Source organism: Pseudomonas nitroreducens NBRC 12694 (genome assembly GCF_002091755.1).
GTDB lineage: Bacteria > Pseudomonadota > Gammaproteobacteria > Pseudomonadales > Pseudomonadaceae > Pseudomonas > Pseudomonas nitroreducens.
This window is the reverse complement of sequence record NZ_BDAI01000025.1, coordinates 1-15,416: the sequence shown is the minus strand read 5'-3', so window position 1 is coordinate 15,416 and position 15,416 is coordinate 1. Positions and strand designations below refer to the sequence as shown.

11 protein-coding genes and 1 tRNA gene are annotated in these 15,416 nt (G+C 59.7%); all 12 read left to right on the top strand.

Going from position 1 to position 15,416, the window contains the following annotated elements; translation table 11 throughout:
* Positions 1 to 96: 96 nt before the first annotated feature.
* The 12 genes from PNI01S_RS27965 (at position 97) to fusA (ending at position 15,346) form a co-directional block, all read left to right on the top strand.
* Positions 97 to 172: transfer RNA gene (locus tag PNI01S_RS27965), tRNA-Trp, on the top strand.
* Positions 173 to 216: 44 nt separating this feature from the next.
* Entirely contained in the window at positions 217 to 585 is a 369-nt protein-coding gene (gene secE / locus PNI01S_RS27960) for a preprotein translocase subunit SecE (RefSeq protein WP_024767121.1), read from the top strand.
* A 9-nt stretch (positions 586 to 594) separates the two neighbouring features.
* Entirely contained in the window at positions 595 to 1,128 is a 534-nt protein-coding gene (gene nusG, locus PNI01S_RS27955) for a transcription termination/antitermination protein NusG (protein WP_015475310.1), read from the top strand.
* A gap of 119 nt (positions 1,129 to 1,247) precedes the next feature.
* On the top strand, positions 1,248 to 1,679 hold the full coding sequence (gene rplK / locus PNI01S_RS27950; protein WP_024767122.1) for a 50S ribosomal protein L11: 432 nt from the start codon (positions 1,248 to 1,250) through the stop codon (positions 1,677 to 1,679).
* Complete coding sequence (gene rplA, locus PNI01S_RS27945) at positions 1,679 to 2,374, top strand: 50S ribosomal protein L1 (RefSeq protein ID WP_017516428.1); 696 nt, start codon at positions 1,679 to 1,681, stop codon at positions 2,372 to 2,374. The genes rplK and rplA overlap by 1 nt, the downstream gene beginning before the upstream one ends.
* Positions 2,375 to 2,591: 217 nt before the next feature.
* The gene (gene rplJ, locus PNI01S_RS27940) at positions 2,592 to 3,092 is read left to right on the top strand and encodes a 50S ribosomal protein L10 (protein WP_017516429.1); all 501 of its coding nucleotides are present in this window, start codon (positions 2,592 to 2,594) and stop codon (positions 3,090 to 3,092) included.
* A 76-nt stretch (positions 3,093 to 3,168) separates the two neighbouring features.
* A complete protein-coding gene (gene rplL / locus PNI01S_RS27935; RefSeq protein WP_017516430.1) occupies positions 3,169 to 3,537 on the top strand; it encodes a 50S ribosomal protein L7/L12 in 369 nt (122 codons plus the stop codon).
* Positions 3,538 to 3,759: 222 nt separating this feature from the next.
* Positions 3,760 to 7,833, top strand: a complete 4,074-nt coding sequence (gene rpoB / locus PNI01S_RS27930) for a DNA-directed RNA polymerase subunit beta (RefSeq protein ID WP_024767123.1) — start codon at positions 3,760 to 3,762, stop codon at positions 7,831 to 7,833.
* A 65-nt stretch (positions 7,834 to 7,898) separates the two neighbouring features.
* Positions 7,899 to 12,098, top strand: a complete 4,200-nt coding sequence (gene rpoC, locus PNI01S_RS27925) for a DNA-directed RNA polymerase subunit beta' (protein WP_084359847.1) — start codon at positions 7,899 to 7,901, stop codon at positions 12,096 to 12,098.
* A 154-nt stretch (positions 12,099 to 12,252) separates the two neighbouring features.
* Positions 12,253 to 12,624, top strand: a complete 372-nt coding sequence (gene rpsL / locus PNI01S_RS27920) for a 30S ribosomal protein S12 (protein ID WP_015475317.1) — start codon at positions 12,253 to 12,255, stop codon at positions 12,622 to 12,624.
* 85 nt (positions 12,625 to 12,709) lie between these two features.
* On the top strand, positions 12,710 to 13,180 hold the full coding sequence (gene rpsG, locus PNI01S_RS27915) for a 30S ribosomal protein S7 (protein ID WP_024767125.1): 471 nt from the start codon (positions 12,710 to 12,712) through the stop codon (positions 13,178 to 13,180).
* Between the two features lie 30 nt (positions 13,181 to 13,210).
* Positions 13,211 to 15,346, top strand: a complete 2,136-nt coding sequence (gene fusA / locus PNI01S_RS27910) for an elongation factor G (RefSeq protein ID WP_024767126.1) — start codon at positions 13,211 to 13,213, stop codon at positions 15,344 to 15,346.
* Positions 15,347 to 15,416 lie beyond the last annotated feature (70 nt).

The window sequence follows — 15,416 nt, the reverse complement described above, 5'->3', positions numbered from 1 at the left end:
TCGTACCGTTGGCGCCGGCGTGGTTGCCAAGATCATCGAATAATCGATTGATCTTTCCCTATCAGGCCGGCATAATGGTCGGCCTGACTTTGTTCTAGGCCAGTAGCTCAATTGGCAGAGCGGCGGTCTCCAAAACCGCAGGTTGGGGGTTCGATTCCCTCCTGGCCTGCCAGATTCCTCAAGATCTGGCACTTCTTTAAACGGGATTCCTAGCAGATGAATGCGAAGGTAGAAGCCAAAGAGTCGCGTCTTGATCTCTTGAAGTGGCTTGTGGTTGCGGTGCTGGTGGTGGTGGCTGTGGTTGCCAACCAGTATTACTCCACGCAACCGATCTTCTATCGCGTTCTCGGTATCCTCGTGATGGCGGCTGTTGCAGGTTTCATTGCGCTGCAGACCGTCAAGGGGCGTGCGTTCTTTACTTTGGCTAAAGAGGCTCGCGCCGAGATTCGCAAGGTTGTATGGCCGTCTCGTCAAGAGACAACTCAGACCACGCTGATCGTAGTGGCAGTAGTGCTGGTAATGGCGCTGGTGCTTTGGGGGCTCGACTCCCTGCTGGGTTGGCTGGTTTCCATGATCGTAGGTTAAGGGTGTTCCGTGGCTAAGCGTTGGTACGTTGTGCATGCCTACTCGGGTTACGAGAAGCATGTCATGCGCTCGCTGATCGAGCGGGTCAAACTGGCCGGCATGGAAGACGGGTTTGGTGAGATTCTGGTCCCTACCGAAGAAGTGGTAGAGATGCGGAACGGCCAGAAGCGCAAGAGTGAGCGCAAATTCTTCCCGGGTTATGTCCTGGTGCAGATGGAGATGAACGAGGGTACCTGGCACTTGGTCAAGGACACTCCTCGCGTCATGGGCTTCATTGGTGGTACTGCCGACAAGCCGGCGCCTATCACTGATAAAGAAGCTGATGCCATTCTGCGCCGCGTTGCCGATAGCGGCGACAAGCCCAAGCCGAAGACCCTGTTCGAGCCGGGCGAGACTGTTCGTGTGATCGATGGTCCGTTCGCCGACTTCAATGGTGTCGTCGAAGAAGTTAACTACGAAAAGAGCCGCATCCAGGTCGCCGTGCTCATTTTCGGTCGCTCTACTCCGGTAGAGCTGGAGTTCAGTCAGGTAGAGAAAGTCTAACTGGCACAATGAATCCCACACCCCGCAGCCCTAGGCTGCGGGGTTTTGTCGTCATTGGGATAAACGCGATAGCAACCGGGGAGCCCGTCAGGGCGCTTGACCCGCATTTGGAGTAGCAAATGGCTAAGAAAATCACGGCTTACATCAAGCTGCAAGTTAAGGCCGGCCAGGCCAACCCGTCGCCGCCCGTAGGCCCCGCTCTGGGTCAGCATGGCGTGAACATCATGGAATTCTGCAAGGCGTTCAACGCCAAGACTCAAGGCCAAGAGCCGGGTCTGCCGACTCCTGTGATCATCACTGTATACAGCGACCGTAGCTTCACCTTCGAAACCAAGAGCACCCCGGCTGCCGTCCTGCTGAAAAAAGCAGCTGGCATCACCAGCGGTTCCGCTCGTCCGAACTCTCAGAAAGTCGGCACTGTTACCCGTGCCCAGCTGGAAGAGATCGCCAAGGCCAAGCAGGCTGACCTGACCGCTGCTGACCTGGACGCTGCCGTACGCACCATTGCTGGCTCCGCGCGCAGCATGGGCCTGAACGTGGAGGGTGTGTAATGGCTAAGCTGACCAAGCGTCAAAAGGCTATCGCCGAGAAGGTTGAAGCGGGCAAGCAATACGGCTTCGAAGATGCCGCCAAGCTGCTGGCCGAACTGTCGACCATCAAGTTCAAGGAGTCCGTGGACATCGCCATCAATCTGGGCGTTGATCCGCGTAAATCCGACCAGGTCGTGCGTGGTGCCACTGTTCTGCCGAACGGCACCGGCAAATCCGTACGCGTTGCCGTCTTCACCCAGGGTCCTGGTGTTGAAGCTGCCCTGGCTGCTGGTGCAGACAAGGTTGGCATGGACGAACTGGCTGCCGAAATGAAAGCCGGCGACCTGAACTACGACGTCGTCATCGCCTCCCCGGACGCGATGCGTGTTGTTGGCCAGCTGGGCCAGGTTCTCGGCCCGCGCGGTCTGATGCCGAACCCGAAAGTCGGCACCGTGACCCCGGACGTCGCCACCGCTGTCAAGAACGCCAAAGCCGGTCAGGTACGTTTCCGTACCGACAAGAACGGCATCATCCACGCTTCCGTTGGCAAGATCGACTTCGAGCCGGTCAAGCTGAAGCAGAACGTGGAAGCGCTGCTGAGCGATCTGAAGCGTCTGAAGCCGTCCTCCTCGAAGGGCGTGTACGTTCAGCGCGTAACCCTGAGCACCACCATGGGCCCAGGTCTGCAGATCGATCAGGCTTCGCTGGAAGGCTGATGAACTAAGTCGAGCAGTGGGTTCGCCCACTGTTCGCAGGTATTGGGGTCCCTGCCTGGCGGGGGCTATCCAAGACCGTAGGCGGCGCAAGCCTTAAACCCGGGAGGCGATCCTCTCAAGCCTACGCAGATGGTGCTCCCGATTCGTTTACCGAATCAGACACCAAAACGCCGCCCGGCTCTGGCTGGGCGAATCGGTAACATCCAGGAGTAAACCCGTGGCAATTAAACTCGAAGACAAGAAGGCCATCGTCGCTGAAGTCAACGAGGCTGCCAAAGCCGGTCTGTCCGCTGTCGTGGTTGATGCACGCGGCGTGACTGTCGGCGCTATGACCGGACTCCGTAAAGAGGCCCGCGCAGCTGGTGTGTACGTGAAAGTCGTACGTAACACCCTGCTCAAGCGCGCCGTTGAAGGCACTCAGTTTGAAGTGCTCAACGACACGTTCAAGGGCCCGACCCTGATTGCTTTCTCCAACGAACATCCGGGCGCTGCCGCTCGTATCTTCAAGGAGTTTGCCAAGGGTCAGGACAAGTTCGAGATCAAGGCGGCCGCGTTCGAGGGTCAGTTCCTCGCAGCCAATCAGATCGACGTGCTGGCGACCCTGCCGACCTACAACGAAGCTGTTGCACAGCTGATGAGCGTGATCCAAGGCGCTACCAGCAAGCTGGCTCGTACTCTGGCGGCAATTCGCGATCAGAAAGAAGCGACCGCAGCCTAAGGCTCGACAGCTGCTTTCAACCTTTTTTGTTTAATTCGATGGCCTTAGGCCGTCACCCAATACAGGAATTAGAGTCATGGCTCTGACCAACGAAGACATCATCTCCGCCGTATCCGAAATGTCCGTCATGCAGATCGTTGAACTGATCAAGGCGATGGAAGAGAAGTTCGGCGTTACCGCTGCTGCCGCTACCGTTGCTGCTGCCGGCCCGGCTGCTGCCGCTGCTGAAGAGCAGACCGAGTTCACCATCGTCCTGGCCGAAGCTGGCGACAAGAAAGTGAACGTGATCAAGGTCGTTCGTGAACTGACCGGCCTGGGCCTGAAAGAAGCCAAGGCTGTCGTTGACGGCGCCCCGGGCGTGGTCAAGGAAGGCGCTTCGAAAGAAGAAGCCGAAGCTGCCAAGAAAGCCCTGGAAGAAGCAGGCGCCAAGGTCGAGCTCAAGTAAGTTCGTACCTTGCGTCGACAGCCCGAGCGTTAAGCGACAGGCTGATGGCTGGTGGCAAATGCCACCGGCCTTTTTCCGTTATGGGTGGGGTGCCGTGGGTGCCCCTCCATGACGTGAAAATCCCGCCACGACTGGCGGCGCAAACCAAGGGTTTGCACGATTTTGGGCTGCTCCCCGCGCGGGAGAGGCCAATCAAGCAGGTGACCAAGCTGGGGAACGCTGATGGCTTACTCATACACTGAGAAAAAACGTATCCGCAAGGACTTTAGCAAGTTGCCGGACGTCATGGATGTGCCGTATTTGCTGGCCATCCAGCTGGATTCCTATCGCGAATTCCTGCAGGCCGGTGCGAGCAAGGACCAGGTTCGAGACATCGGCCTGCATGCGGCCTTCAAGTCCGTCTTCCCGATTATCAGCTATTCCGGCAATGCTGCCCTGGAATACGTCGGCTACCGCCTCGGTGAGCCGGCATTCGATGTCAAGGAATGCGTGCTGCGCGGTGTGACCTTCGCGGTCCCGCTGCGTGTGAAAGTGCGCCTGATCATTTTCGACAAAGAATCGTCGAACAAAGCGATCAAGGACATCAAGGAACAAGAAGTCTACATGGGGGAAATCCCCCTGATGACCGAGAACGGTACCTTCATCATCAACGGTACCGAGCGCGTCATCGTTTCCCAGCTGCACCGTTCCCCGGGTGTGTTCTTCGACCACGACCGTGGCAAGACCCACAGCTCCGGCAAGCTGCTGTACTCCGCTCGTATCATTCCTTACCGCGGTTCGTGGCTCGACTTCGAGTTCGATCCGAAGGACTGCGTGTTCGTTCGTATCGACCGTCGCCGCAAACTGCCGGCTTCCGTCCTGCTGCGCGCGCTGAACTACAGCACCGAGGAAATCCTCAACGCGTTCTATGACACCAACGTCTACCAGATCAAGGGCGAGACCCTGAACCTGGAATTGGTGCCGTCGCGTCTGCGTGGCGAGATCGCCAGCTTCGACATCAAGGATGCCAGCGGCAAGGTCATCGTCGAGGCGGGCCGTCGTATCACTGCGCGCCACATCAACCAGCTCGAGAAGGCTGGTATCACCCAGCTGGAAGTGCCGTTCGACTACTTGATTGGCCGTACCGTGGCCAAGGCTGTCGTGCACCCGGCTACCGGCGAGATCATCGCCGAGTGCAACACCGAGCTGACCGTCGATGCCCTGGCCAAGATTGCCAAGGCCCAGGTTGCGCGCCTGGAAACTCTGTACACCAACGATATCGACTGTGGTCCGTTCATCTCCGACACGCTGAAGATCGACTCCACCAGCAACCAACTGGAAGCGCTGGTCGAGATCTATCGCATGATGCGTCCCGGTGAGCCGCCGACCAAGGAAGCCGCCGAAACCCTGTTCGGCAACCTGTTCTTCAGCGCCGAGCGTTACGACCTTTCGGCAGTCGGCCGTATGAAGTTCAACCGCCGCATCGGTCGTACCGAGATCGAAGGCGCGGGTGTCCTCAGCAAGGAAGATATCGTCGAGGTCCTCAAGACCCTGGTTGCCATCCGTAACGGTAAAGGCATCGTCGACGACATCGACCACCTGGGTAACCGTCGCGTTCGTTGCGTCGGCGAAATGGCCGAGAACCAGTTCCGCGTTGGCCTGGTGCGTGTCGAGCGCGCGGTCAAGGAACGTCTGTCGATGGCCGAAAGCGAAGGCCTGATGCCGCAGGACCTGATCAACGCCAAGCCGGTGGCTGCCGCGATCAAGGAGTTCTTCGGTTCCAGCCAGCTGTCGCAGTTCATGGACCAGAACAACCCGCTCTCCGAGATCACTCACAAACGCCGTGTCTCCGCACTCGGCCCGGGTGGTCTGACCCGTGAGCGCGCGGGCTTCGAGGTTCGTGACGTACACCCGACCCACTACGGCCGCGTGTGCCCGATCGAAACCCCTGAAGGTCCGAACATCGGTCTGATCAACTCCCTGGCCACCTACGCTCGCACCAACAAGTACGGCTTCCTGGAAAGCCCGTACCGCGTGGTGAAGGAAGGTCTGGTCAGCGACGACATCGTCTTCCTGTCCGCGATCGAAGAGGCCGATCATGTGATCGCCCAGGCCTCGGCGACCCTGAACGAAAAGGGTCAGTTGATCGACGAACTGGTAGCCGTCCGTCACCTGAACGAATTCACCGTGAAGGCGCCGGAAGACGTCACCCTCATGGACGTATCGCCGAAGCAGGTCGTTTCCGTCGCTGCCTCGCTGATTCCGTTCCTCGAGCACGACGACGCCAACCGTGCACTCATGGGTTCGAACATGCAGCGTCAGGCTGTACCGACCCTGCGCGCCGACAAGCCGCTGGTCGGTACCGGCATGGAGCGCAACGTTGCCCGTGACTCCGGCGTCTGCGTGGTGGCTCGTCGTGGCGGCGTGATCGACTCGGTCGACGCCAGCCGTATCGTGGTCCGCGTGAACGACGATGAAGTCGAGACTGGCGAAGCCGGCGTCGACATCTACAACCTGACCAAGTACACCCGTTCCAACCAGAACACCTGCATCAACCAGCGTCCGCTGGTGCAGAAGGGTGATCAGGTTTCGCGCAGCGACATCCTGGCCGACGGTCCGTCCACCGATATGGGTGAACTGGCTCTGGGTCAGAACATGCGCGTTGCGTTCATGCCCTGGAACGGCTTCAACTTCGAAGACTCCATCTGCCTGTCCGAGCGCGTGGTCCAGGAAGATCGTTTCACCACGATCCACATCCAGGAACTGACCTGCGTTGCCCGTGACACCAAGCTCGGCCCAGAGGAAATCACCGCGGACATCCCGAACGTGGGTGAGGCTGCGCTGAATAAGCTGGACGAAGCAGGCATCGTCTACGTCGGCGCCGAAGTACAGGCCGGCGACATCCTGGTCGGCAAGGTCACCCCGAAAGGCGAGACCCAGCTGACTCCGGAAGAGAAGCTGCTGCGCGCGATCTTCGGTGAGAAGGCGTCCGACGTGAAGGACACCTCCCTGCGTGTGCCGACCGGTACCAAGGGCACCGTCATCGACGTACAGGTCTTCACCCGTGATGGCGTGGAGCGCGACAGCCGTGCCCTGTCCATCGAGAAGATGCAGCTGGACGAGATCCGCAAGGACCTGAACGAAGAGTTCCGCATCGTCGAAGGCGCGACCTTCGAGCGTCTGCGTTCCGCTCTGGTCGGTGCCAAGGCCGATGGCGGTCCTGCCCTGAAGAAAGGCGCAGAGATCACCGACGAGTACCTGGACGGCCTCGAGCGCGGCCAGTGGTTCAAGCTGCGCATGGCGGAAGACGCTCTGAACGAGCAGCTGGAGAAGGCCCAGGCCTACATCAGCGACCGTCGCCAGATGCTCGACGACAAGTTCGAAGACAAGAAGCGCAAGCTGCAGCAGGGCGACGACCTGGCGCCGGGCGTACTGAAGATCGTCAAGGTCTACCTCGCCATCAAGCGCCGCATCCAGCCGGGCGACAAGATGGCGGGCCGCCACGGTAACAAGGGTGTGGTCTCGGTGATCATGCCGGTCGAAGACATGCCGCACGATGCCAACGGTACTCCGGTGGATATCGTTCTGAACCCGCTGGGCGTACCGTCGCGTATGAACGTCGGTCAGATCCTCGAAACCCACCTGGGTCTCGCGGCCAAGGGCCTGGGCGAGAAGATCAACCGCATGCTCGAAGAGCAGCGCAAGATCGCCGAGTTGCGTGTCTTCCTGAACGAGATCTACAACGAGATCGGTGGCCGCCAGGAGAGCCTGGACGAGCTGAACGATAACGAGATCCTCGCTCTGGCCAACAACCTCAAGGGCGGCGTGCCCATGGCTACCCCGGTGTTCGACGGTGCCAAGGAGCGCGAGATCAAGGCCATGCTGAAGCTGGCCGATCTGCCGGAGAGCGGTCAGATGCGTCTGTATGACGGCCGCACCGGCAACCAGTTTGAGCGTACGACCACTGTGGGTTACATGTACATGCTCAAGCTGAACCACCTGGTCGATGACAAGATGCACGCACGTTCCACCGGCTCCTACAGCCTGGTTACCCAGCAGCCGCTGGGTGGTAAGGCGCAGTTCGGTGGCCAGCGTTTCGGGGAGATGGAGGTCTGGGCGCTGGAAGCCTACGGTGCCGCCTACACCCTGCAGGAAATGCTGACCGTGAAGTCGGACGACGTGAACGGCCGTACCAAGATGTACAAGAACATCGTGGACGGGGATCACCGCATGGAGGCCGGCATGCCCGAGTCCTTCAACGTGTTGATCAAAGAGATCCGCTCGCTCGGCATCGATATCGAACTGGAAACCGAATAACACGTGACGTCAGACGGTGCGGCTGGTCAAGGCCGGTCGCACCGGGTCCGTGAGGAGGAAAGGCCTTGAAAGACTTGCTTAATCTGTTGAAAAACCAGGGTCAGATCGAAGAGTTCGATGCCATCCGTATTGGCCTGGCCTCGCCCGAGATGATCCGTTCCTGGTCCTTCGGCGAAGTCAAGAAGCCGGAGACCATCAACTACCGCACCTTCAAGCCGGAGCGCGATGGCCTGTTCTGCGCCAAGATCTTCGGCCCGGTGAAGGACTACGAGTGCCTGTGCGGTAAGTACAAGCGCCTCAAGCACCGCGGTGTGATCTGCGAGAAGTGCGGCGTTGAAGTCGCGCTGGCCAAGGTGCGCCGTGAGCGCATGGGCCACATCGAGCTGGCTTCGCCGGTCGCCCACATCTGGTTCCTGAAGTCCCTGCCGTCCCGTATCGGCCTGCTGCTGGACATGACCCTGCGTGACATCGAGCGCGTGCTCTATTTCGAGAGCTACGTGGTGATCGATCCGGGCATGACCACCCTGGAAAAGGGCCAGCTGCTGAACGACGAGCAGTACTTCGAAGCCCTCGAAGAGTTCGGTGACGACTTCGACGCCCGCATGGGTGCGGAAGCCGTTCGCGAGCTGCTCAACGCTATCGATCTGGAGCACGAGATCGGCCGCCTGCGCGAAGAGATTCCGCAGACCAACTCGGAAACCAAGATCAAGAAGCTGTCCAAGCGCCTGAAGCTGATGGAAGCCTTCCAGGGCTCCGGCAACCATCCCGAGTGGATGGTGCTGACCGTCCTGCCGGTACTGCCGCCGGACCTGCGTCCGCTGGTTCCGCTGGATGGCGGCCGCTTCGCGACCTCGGATCTGAACGATCTGTATCGCCGCGTGATCAACCGTAACAACCGTCTGAAGCGCCTGCTCGACCTGGCTGCTCCGGACATCATCGTGCGCAACGAAAAGCGCATGCTGCAGGAAGCCGTCGACGCCCTGCTGGACAACGGCCGTCGCGGCCGTGCCATCACCGGCTCGAACAAGCGCCCGCTGAAGTCCCTGGCCGACATGATCAAGGGTAAGCAGGGTCGCTTCCGTCAGAACCTGCTCGGCAAGCGCGTGGACTACTCCGGCCGTTCGGTCATTACCGTAGGTCCGACCCTGCGTCTGCACCAGTGCGGTCTGCCGAAAAAAATGGCCCTGGAGCTGTTCAAGCCGTTCATCTTCGGCAAGCTGGAAGGTCGTGGCATGGCCACCACCATCAAGGCCGCTAAGAAGATGGTCGAGCGCGAGCTGCCGGAAGTGTGGGACGTTCTCGCTGAAGTCATCCGCGAACACCCCGTACTGCTGAACCGTGCGCCGACTCTGCACCGTCTGGGCATCCAGGCGTTCGAGCCGGTACTGATCGAAGGTAAAGCCATCCAACTGCACCCGCTGGTCTGCGCCGCATACAACGCCGACTTCGACGGTGACCAGATGGCCGTGCACGTTCCGCTGACCCTCGAGGCTCAGTTGGAAGCGCGCGCGCTGATGATGTCCACCAACAACATTCTGTCGCCCGCCAACGGCGAGCCGATCATCGTTCCGTCGCAGGACGTGGTCATGGGTCTGTACTACATGACCCGTGAAGCGATCAACGCGAAGGGCGAGGGCATGGCGTTCGCAGACCTGCAGGAAGTTGACCGCGCATATCGTAGCGGTCAGGTTTCCCTGCACGCCCGCGTAAAAGTGCGCATCAACGAGAAGATCAAGAACGAAGACGGCACCCTGACCGCCAACACCCGCATCGTCGACTCCACCGTCGGCCGTGCGCTGCTGTTCCAGGTTGTCCCGGCGGGCCTGCCCTTCGACGTGGTCAACCAGTCGATGAAGAAGAAGGCGATCTCCAAGCTGATCAACCACTGCTATCGCGTGGTCGGTCTGAAGGACACCGTCATCTTCGCTGACCAACTGATGTACACCGGCTTCGCCTACTCGACCATCTCCGGTGTGTCGATCGGCGTGAACGACTTCGTCATCCCGGACGAAAAGGCCCGCATCATCGATGCCGCCACCGAGGAAGTGAAGGAGATCGAGAGCCAGTACGCCTCCGGCCTGGTAACCCAGGGCGAGAAGTACAACAAGGTGATCGACCTCTGGTCCAAGGCCAACGACGAAGTGTCCAAGGCGATGATGGCCAACCTCTCGAAAGAGAAGGTGACCGATCGCGAGGGCAAGCAGGTCGACCAGGAGTCCTTCAACTCCATGTACATGATGGCGGACTCCGGTGCGCGGGGTTCTGCGGCCCAGATCCGTCAGCTGGCCGGTATGCGTGGCCTGATGGCCAAGCCGGACGGCTCCATCATCGAGACCCCGATCACCGCGAACTTCCGTGAAGGCCTGAACGTACTCCAGTACTTCATCTCCACTCACGGTGCTCGTAAAGGTCTGGCGGATACCGCACTGAAGACCGCGAACTCCGGTTACCTGACCCGTCGTCTCGTCGACGTGGCCCAGGATCTGGTGGTGACCGAGATCGATTGCGGCACCGAGCATGGCCTGGTCATGTCCCCGCACATCGAGGGCGGCGACGTGGTTGAACCGCTGGGTGAGCGTGTACTCGGTCGTGTGATTGCGCGCGACGTGTTCAAGCCGGGCAGCGACGACGTCATCGTTGAAGCTGGCACCCTGATCGACGAGAAGTGGGTTGATTTCCTCGAGCAGATGAGCGTCGACGAAGTCGTTGTGCGTTCGCCGATCACCTGCGAAACCCGTCACGGCATTTGCGCCATGTGCTACGGCCGCGATCTGGCCCGTGGTCACCGCGTGAACATCGGCGAGGCTGTCGGCGTTATCGCTGCCCAGTCGATCGGTGAGCCGGGTACCCAGCTGACCATGCGTACCTTCCACATCGGTGGTGCGGCCAGCCGTACTTCTGCCGTGGACAACGTTCAGGTCAAGAACGGCGGCACCATTCGCCTGCACAACCTGAAGCACGTAGAGCGTGCCGATGGCGCCCTGGTGGCGGTTTCCCGTTCCGGTGAGCTGGCGGTAGCCGACGACTTCGGTCGTGAGCGCGAGCGCTACAAGCTGCCGTACGGTGCGGTAATTTCCGTGAAGGAAGGTGACAAGGTCGACCCGGGCGCCATCGTCGCCAAGTGGGACCCGCACACCCACCCGATCGTCACCGAGATGGACGGCACCGTGGCCTTCGTGGGCATGGAAGAGGGCATCACCATCAAGCGCCAGACCGACGAACTGACCGGTCTGACCAACATCGAAGTGATGGATCCGAAGGATCGTCCAGCTGCCGGCAAGGACATCCGTCCGGCCGTGAAGCTGATCGACGCCGCAGGCAAGGATCTGCTGCTGCCGGGTACCGACGTACCGGCTCAGTACTTCCTGCCGGCGAACGCCCTGGTCAACCTCAACGATGGCGCGAAAGTGCGTATCGGTGACGTTATCGCGCGTATCCCGCAGGAAACCTCGAAGACCCGCGACATCACCGGTGGTCTGCCGCGCGTTGCCGACCTGTTCGAAGCTCGTCGTCCGAAAGAGCCTTCGATCCTGGCGGAAATCAGCGGCACCATCTCCTTCGGCAAGGAAACCAAGGGCAAGCGCCGTCTGGTCATCACTCCCACCGACGGTAGCGATCCGTACGAGGAGCTGATTCCGAAGTGGCGTCACCTGAACGTGTTCGAAGGTGAGCAAGTCAGCCGTGGTGAAGTGATCTCCGACGGCCCGAGCAACCCGCACGACATCCTCCGTCTGCTGGGTGTGAGCTCGCTGGCCAAGTACATCGTCAACGAGATCCAGGACGTTTACCGTCTGCAGGGCGTGAAGATCAACGACAAGCACATCGAGACCATCCTGCGCCAGATGCTGCGCAAGGTCGAAGTGGCCGAGTCGGGCGATTCGTCCTTCATCAAGGGCGACCAGGTCGAACTGGTCCACGTGCTGGAAGAGAACGAAGTACTGGGTACCCAGGACAAGTTCCCGGCCAAGTACGAGCGCGTTCTGTTGGGTATCACCAAGGCCTCGCTGTCCACCGAGTCGTTCATCTCGGCGGCATCCTTCCAGGAGACCACCCGCGTCCTCACCGAGGCGGCGGTCACCGGCAAGCGCGACTTCCTGCGCGGCCTGAAGGAAAACGTGGTCGTGGGTCGACTGATCCCGGCAGGTACCGGTCTGGCTTACCACAGCGAGCGCAAGCGTCAGCGCGAACTCGGCAAACCGCAGCGCGTGAGCGCGAGCGAGGCTGAAGCAGCATTGGCCGAAGCGCTCAATCTGAGCGGTAACTAAGCCTCAAACGAAGCCCCGGTTGTCTTGACAACCGGGGCTTTGTCTTGACTGGAATCCGTAAGCTCTTTAGTATCTTGTACCCCGAAAATTGGCAGGGCGCTTGCTCTGCCCATTTTCGTTTTTAAGTGTCGTAAGACAATCAGTGGAGCTATAGATGGCAACTATCAACCAGCTGGTGCGCAAGCCGCGCAAGCGCCTGGTAGACAAGAGCGGCGTTCCTGCCCTGCAGAACTGCCCTCAGCGTCGCGGCGTATGCACCCGCGTCTACACCACCACCCCGAAGAAGCCGAACTCCGCACTGCGTAAAGTGTGCCGTGTTCGTCTGACCAACGGTTTCGAGGTTTCCTCGTACATCGGCGGTGAAGGTCACAACCTGCAAGAGCACAGCGTAGTGCTGATCCGTGGCGGTCGTGTAAAAGACCTTCCGGGTGTTCGCTACCACACCGTGCGCGGTTCGCTGGACACCTCCGGTGTCAAAGACCGTAAGCAGGGTCGCTCGAAGTACGGCGCGAAGCGTCCGAAGTAATTTTGTTTTCCTATTTGCTGAGTCGATAAGAGTAAGGTCGGGCATCGAGTCCCGGATTACCTGAAGACCGTTTGAGGGCTTATCAATGCCAAGACGTCGTGTAGCGGCCAAACGTGAGATCCTGGCCGATCCGAAATACGGAAGCCAGATTCTGGCCAAGTTCATGAACCACGTGATGGAAAGCGGCAAGAAAGCCGTTGCCGAGCGTATCGTTTACGGTGCTCTGGACAAGGTCAAAGAGCGCGGTAAAGGCGACCCCCTGGAAATCTTCGAAAAAGCACTCGACGCCATCGCTCCGCTGGTCGAAGTGAAGTCCCGCCGTGTCGGCGGTGCTACCTACCAGGTTCCGGTTGAAGTACGTCCGTCCCGTCGTAATGCACTGGCTATGCGTTGGCTGGTGGACTTCGCCCGCAAGCGTGGCGAGAAGTCCATGGCTCTGCGCCTGGCTGGCGAGCTGCTGGATGCCGCTGAAGGCAAAGGCGCTGCCGTCAAGAAGCGTGAAGACGTGCACCGTATGGCCGAGGCCAACAAAGCGTTCTCGCACTACCGCTTCTAATTACGGCATCAACACTTCTGCGAGGGCTTTATGGCTCGTAACACAGCAATCAACCGCTACCGGAACATTGGTATCTGTGCCCACGTTGACGCGGGCAAGACCACCACTACCGAGCGGATCCTGTTCTACACAGGTCTCAGCCACAAGATGGGTGAGGTGCACGACGGCGCTGCTACCACCGACTGGATGGTGCAGGAGCAGGAGCGTGGTATCACCATCACCTCCGCTGCGATCACGACCTTCTGGGAAGGTTCGCGCGGCCAGTACGACAAGTACCGCGTAAACGTCATCGACACCCCCGGCCACGTAGACTTCACCATTGAAGTTGAGCGCTCCCTGCGCGTACTGGACGGCGCCGTCGTGGTGTTCTGCGGCACCTCCGGCGTTGAGCCGCAGTCCGAAACCGTATGGCGTCAAGCCAACAAGTACGGCGTTCCGCGTATCGTTTACGTGAACAAGATGGACCGCGCCGGCGCCAACTTCCTGCGCGTCGTCGGTCAGATCAAGAACCGCCTGGGTCACACCCCGGTTCCGGTTCAGCTGGCCATCGGTGCAGAAGATGACTTCCAGGGTCAGGTTGACCTGCTGAAGATGAAGGCCATCTACTGGAACGAAGACGACAAAGGCACTTCCTATCGCGAGGAAGAAATTCCCGCTGATATGGTCGAGCTGGCCACCGAGTGGCGCAACAACATGGTCGAGGCTGCTGCCGAAGCCAACGAAGAGCTGATGAACAAGTACCTGGAAGAGGGTGAGCTGTCGATCGAAGAGATCAAGGCTGGCCTGCGTCTGCGTACCATCGCTTGCGAAATCGTACCGGCTGTCTGCGGCTCCTCGTTCAAGAACAAGGGCGTGCCCCTGGTTCTCGACGCCGTCATCGACTTCCTGCCTGCTCCGACCGAGATTCCGGCGATCCAGGGTATTCACCCGGATCACATTGACGACGGCGACGACGCTCCGAAAGACGAGCGCCCGGCTGACGACAATGCTCCGTTCTCGGCTCTGGCGTTCAAGATCGCCACCGACCCGTTCGTAGGTACTCTGACCTTCGTTCGCGTCTACTCGGGCGTTCTGGAGTCCGGTAACTCGGTTATCAACTCCGTGAAAGGCAAGAAAGAGCGCGTTGGTCGTATGGTGCAGATGCACGCCAACCAGCGTGACGAGATCAAAGAAGTACGCGCTGGCGACATCGCTGCTCTGATCGGCATGAAGGACGTCACCACCGGTGACACCCTGTGCGACATCGAGAAGCCGATCATCCTCGAGCGTATGGACTTCCCGGAGCCTGTGATCTCGGTAGCTGTTGAGCCGAAGACCAAGGCTGACCAGGAGAAGATGGGCATCGCCCTCGGCAAGCTGGCTCAGGAAGACCCGTCGTTCCGCGTCAAGACCGACGAAGAAACCGGCCAGACCATCATCTCCGGTATGGGTGAGCTGCACCTGGACATCCTCGTCGACCGCATGAAGCGTGAATTCGGCGTGGAAGCGAACATCGGTAAGCCGCAGGTTTCCTACCGCGAAACCATCTCGAAGGACAACATCGAGATCGAAGGCAAGTTCGTTCGCCAGTCCGGCGGCCGTGGCCAGTTCGGTCACTGCTGGATCCGCTTCTCCGCTCCCGATGTGGACGAGAAGGGCAACATCACTGAAGGCCTGGTCTTCACCAACGAAGTCGTGGGCGGTGTGGTTCCGAAGGAATACATCCCGGCCATCCAGAAAGGCATCGAGGAGCAGATGAAGAACGGCGTTGTCGCCGGCTATCCGCTGATCGGCCTGAAGGCGACCGTCTTCGATGGTTCCTACCACGACGTCGACTCCAACGAGATGGCGTTCAAGATCGCTGCTTCCATGGCGACCAAGCAGCTGGCCCAGAAGGGCGGCGGCAAGGTTCTGGAGCCGATCATGAAGGTGGAGGTGGTGACTCCTGAGGACTACATGGGTGACGTGATGGGTGACCTGAACCGTCGTCGTGGTCTGATTCAGGGGATGGAAGACTCGGTTTCCGGTAAGGTGATCCGTGCCGAGGTTCCGCTGGGCGAGATGTTCGGTTATGCAACCGACGTGCGTTCCATGTCCCAGGGTCGCGCTAGCTACTCCATGGAATTCTCCAAGTATGCTGAAGCTCCGGCGAACGTCGTCGAAGCTCTGGCCAAAAAACAAGCTTGATTCAGCTCTTTTAGTAAGAGGTTACTCTCGTGGCTAAAGAAAAATTTGAACGTAACAAACCGCACGTCAA

Coding starts and splice junctions, on each gene's coding strand:
- rplK (WP_024767122.1), top strand. CDS start 1,248: ATGGCTAAGAAAATCACGGCTTACATCAAGCTGCAAGTTAAGGCCGGC.
- rpoB (WP_024767123.1), top strand. CDS start 3,760: ATGGCTTACTCATACACTGAGAAAAAACGTATCCGCAAGGACTTTAGC.
- rplL (WP_017516430.1), top strand. CDS start 3,169: ATGGCTCTGACCAACGAAGACATCATCTCCGCCGTATCCGAAATGTCC.
- rpsG (WP_024767125.1), top strand. CDS start 12,710: ATGCCAAGACGTCGTGTAGCGGCCAAACGTGAGATCCTGGCCGATCCG.
- fusA (WP_024767126.1), top strand. CDS start 13,211: ATGGCTCGTAACACAGCAATCAACCGCTACCGGAACATTGGTATCTGT.
- rplA (WP_017516428.1), top strand. CDS start 1,679: ATGGCTAAGCTGACCAAGCGTCAAAAGGCTATCGCCGAGAAGGTTGAA.
- secE (WP_024767121.1), top strand. CDS start 217: ATGAATGCGAAGGTAGAAGCCAAAGAGTCGCGTCTTGATCTCTTGAAG.
- rpsL (WP_015475317.1), top strand. CDS start 12,253: ATGGCAACTATCAACCAGCTGGTGCGCAAGCCGCGCAAGCGCCTGGTA.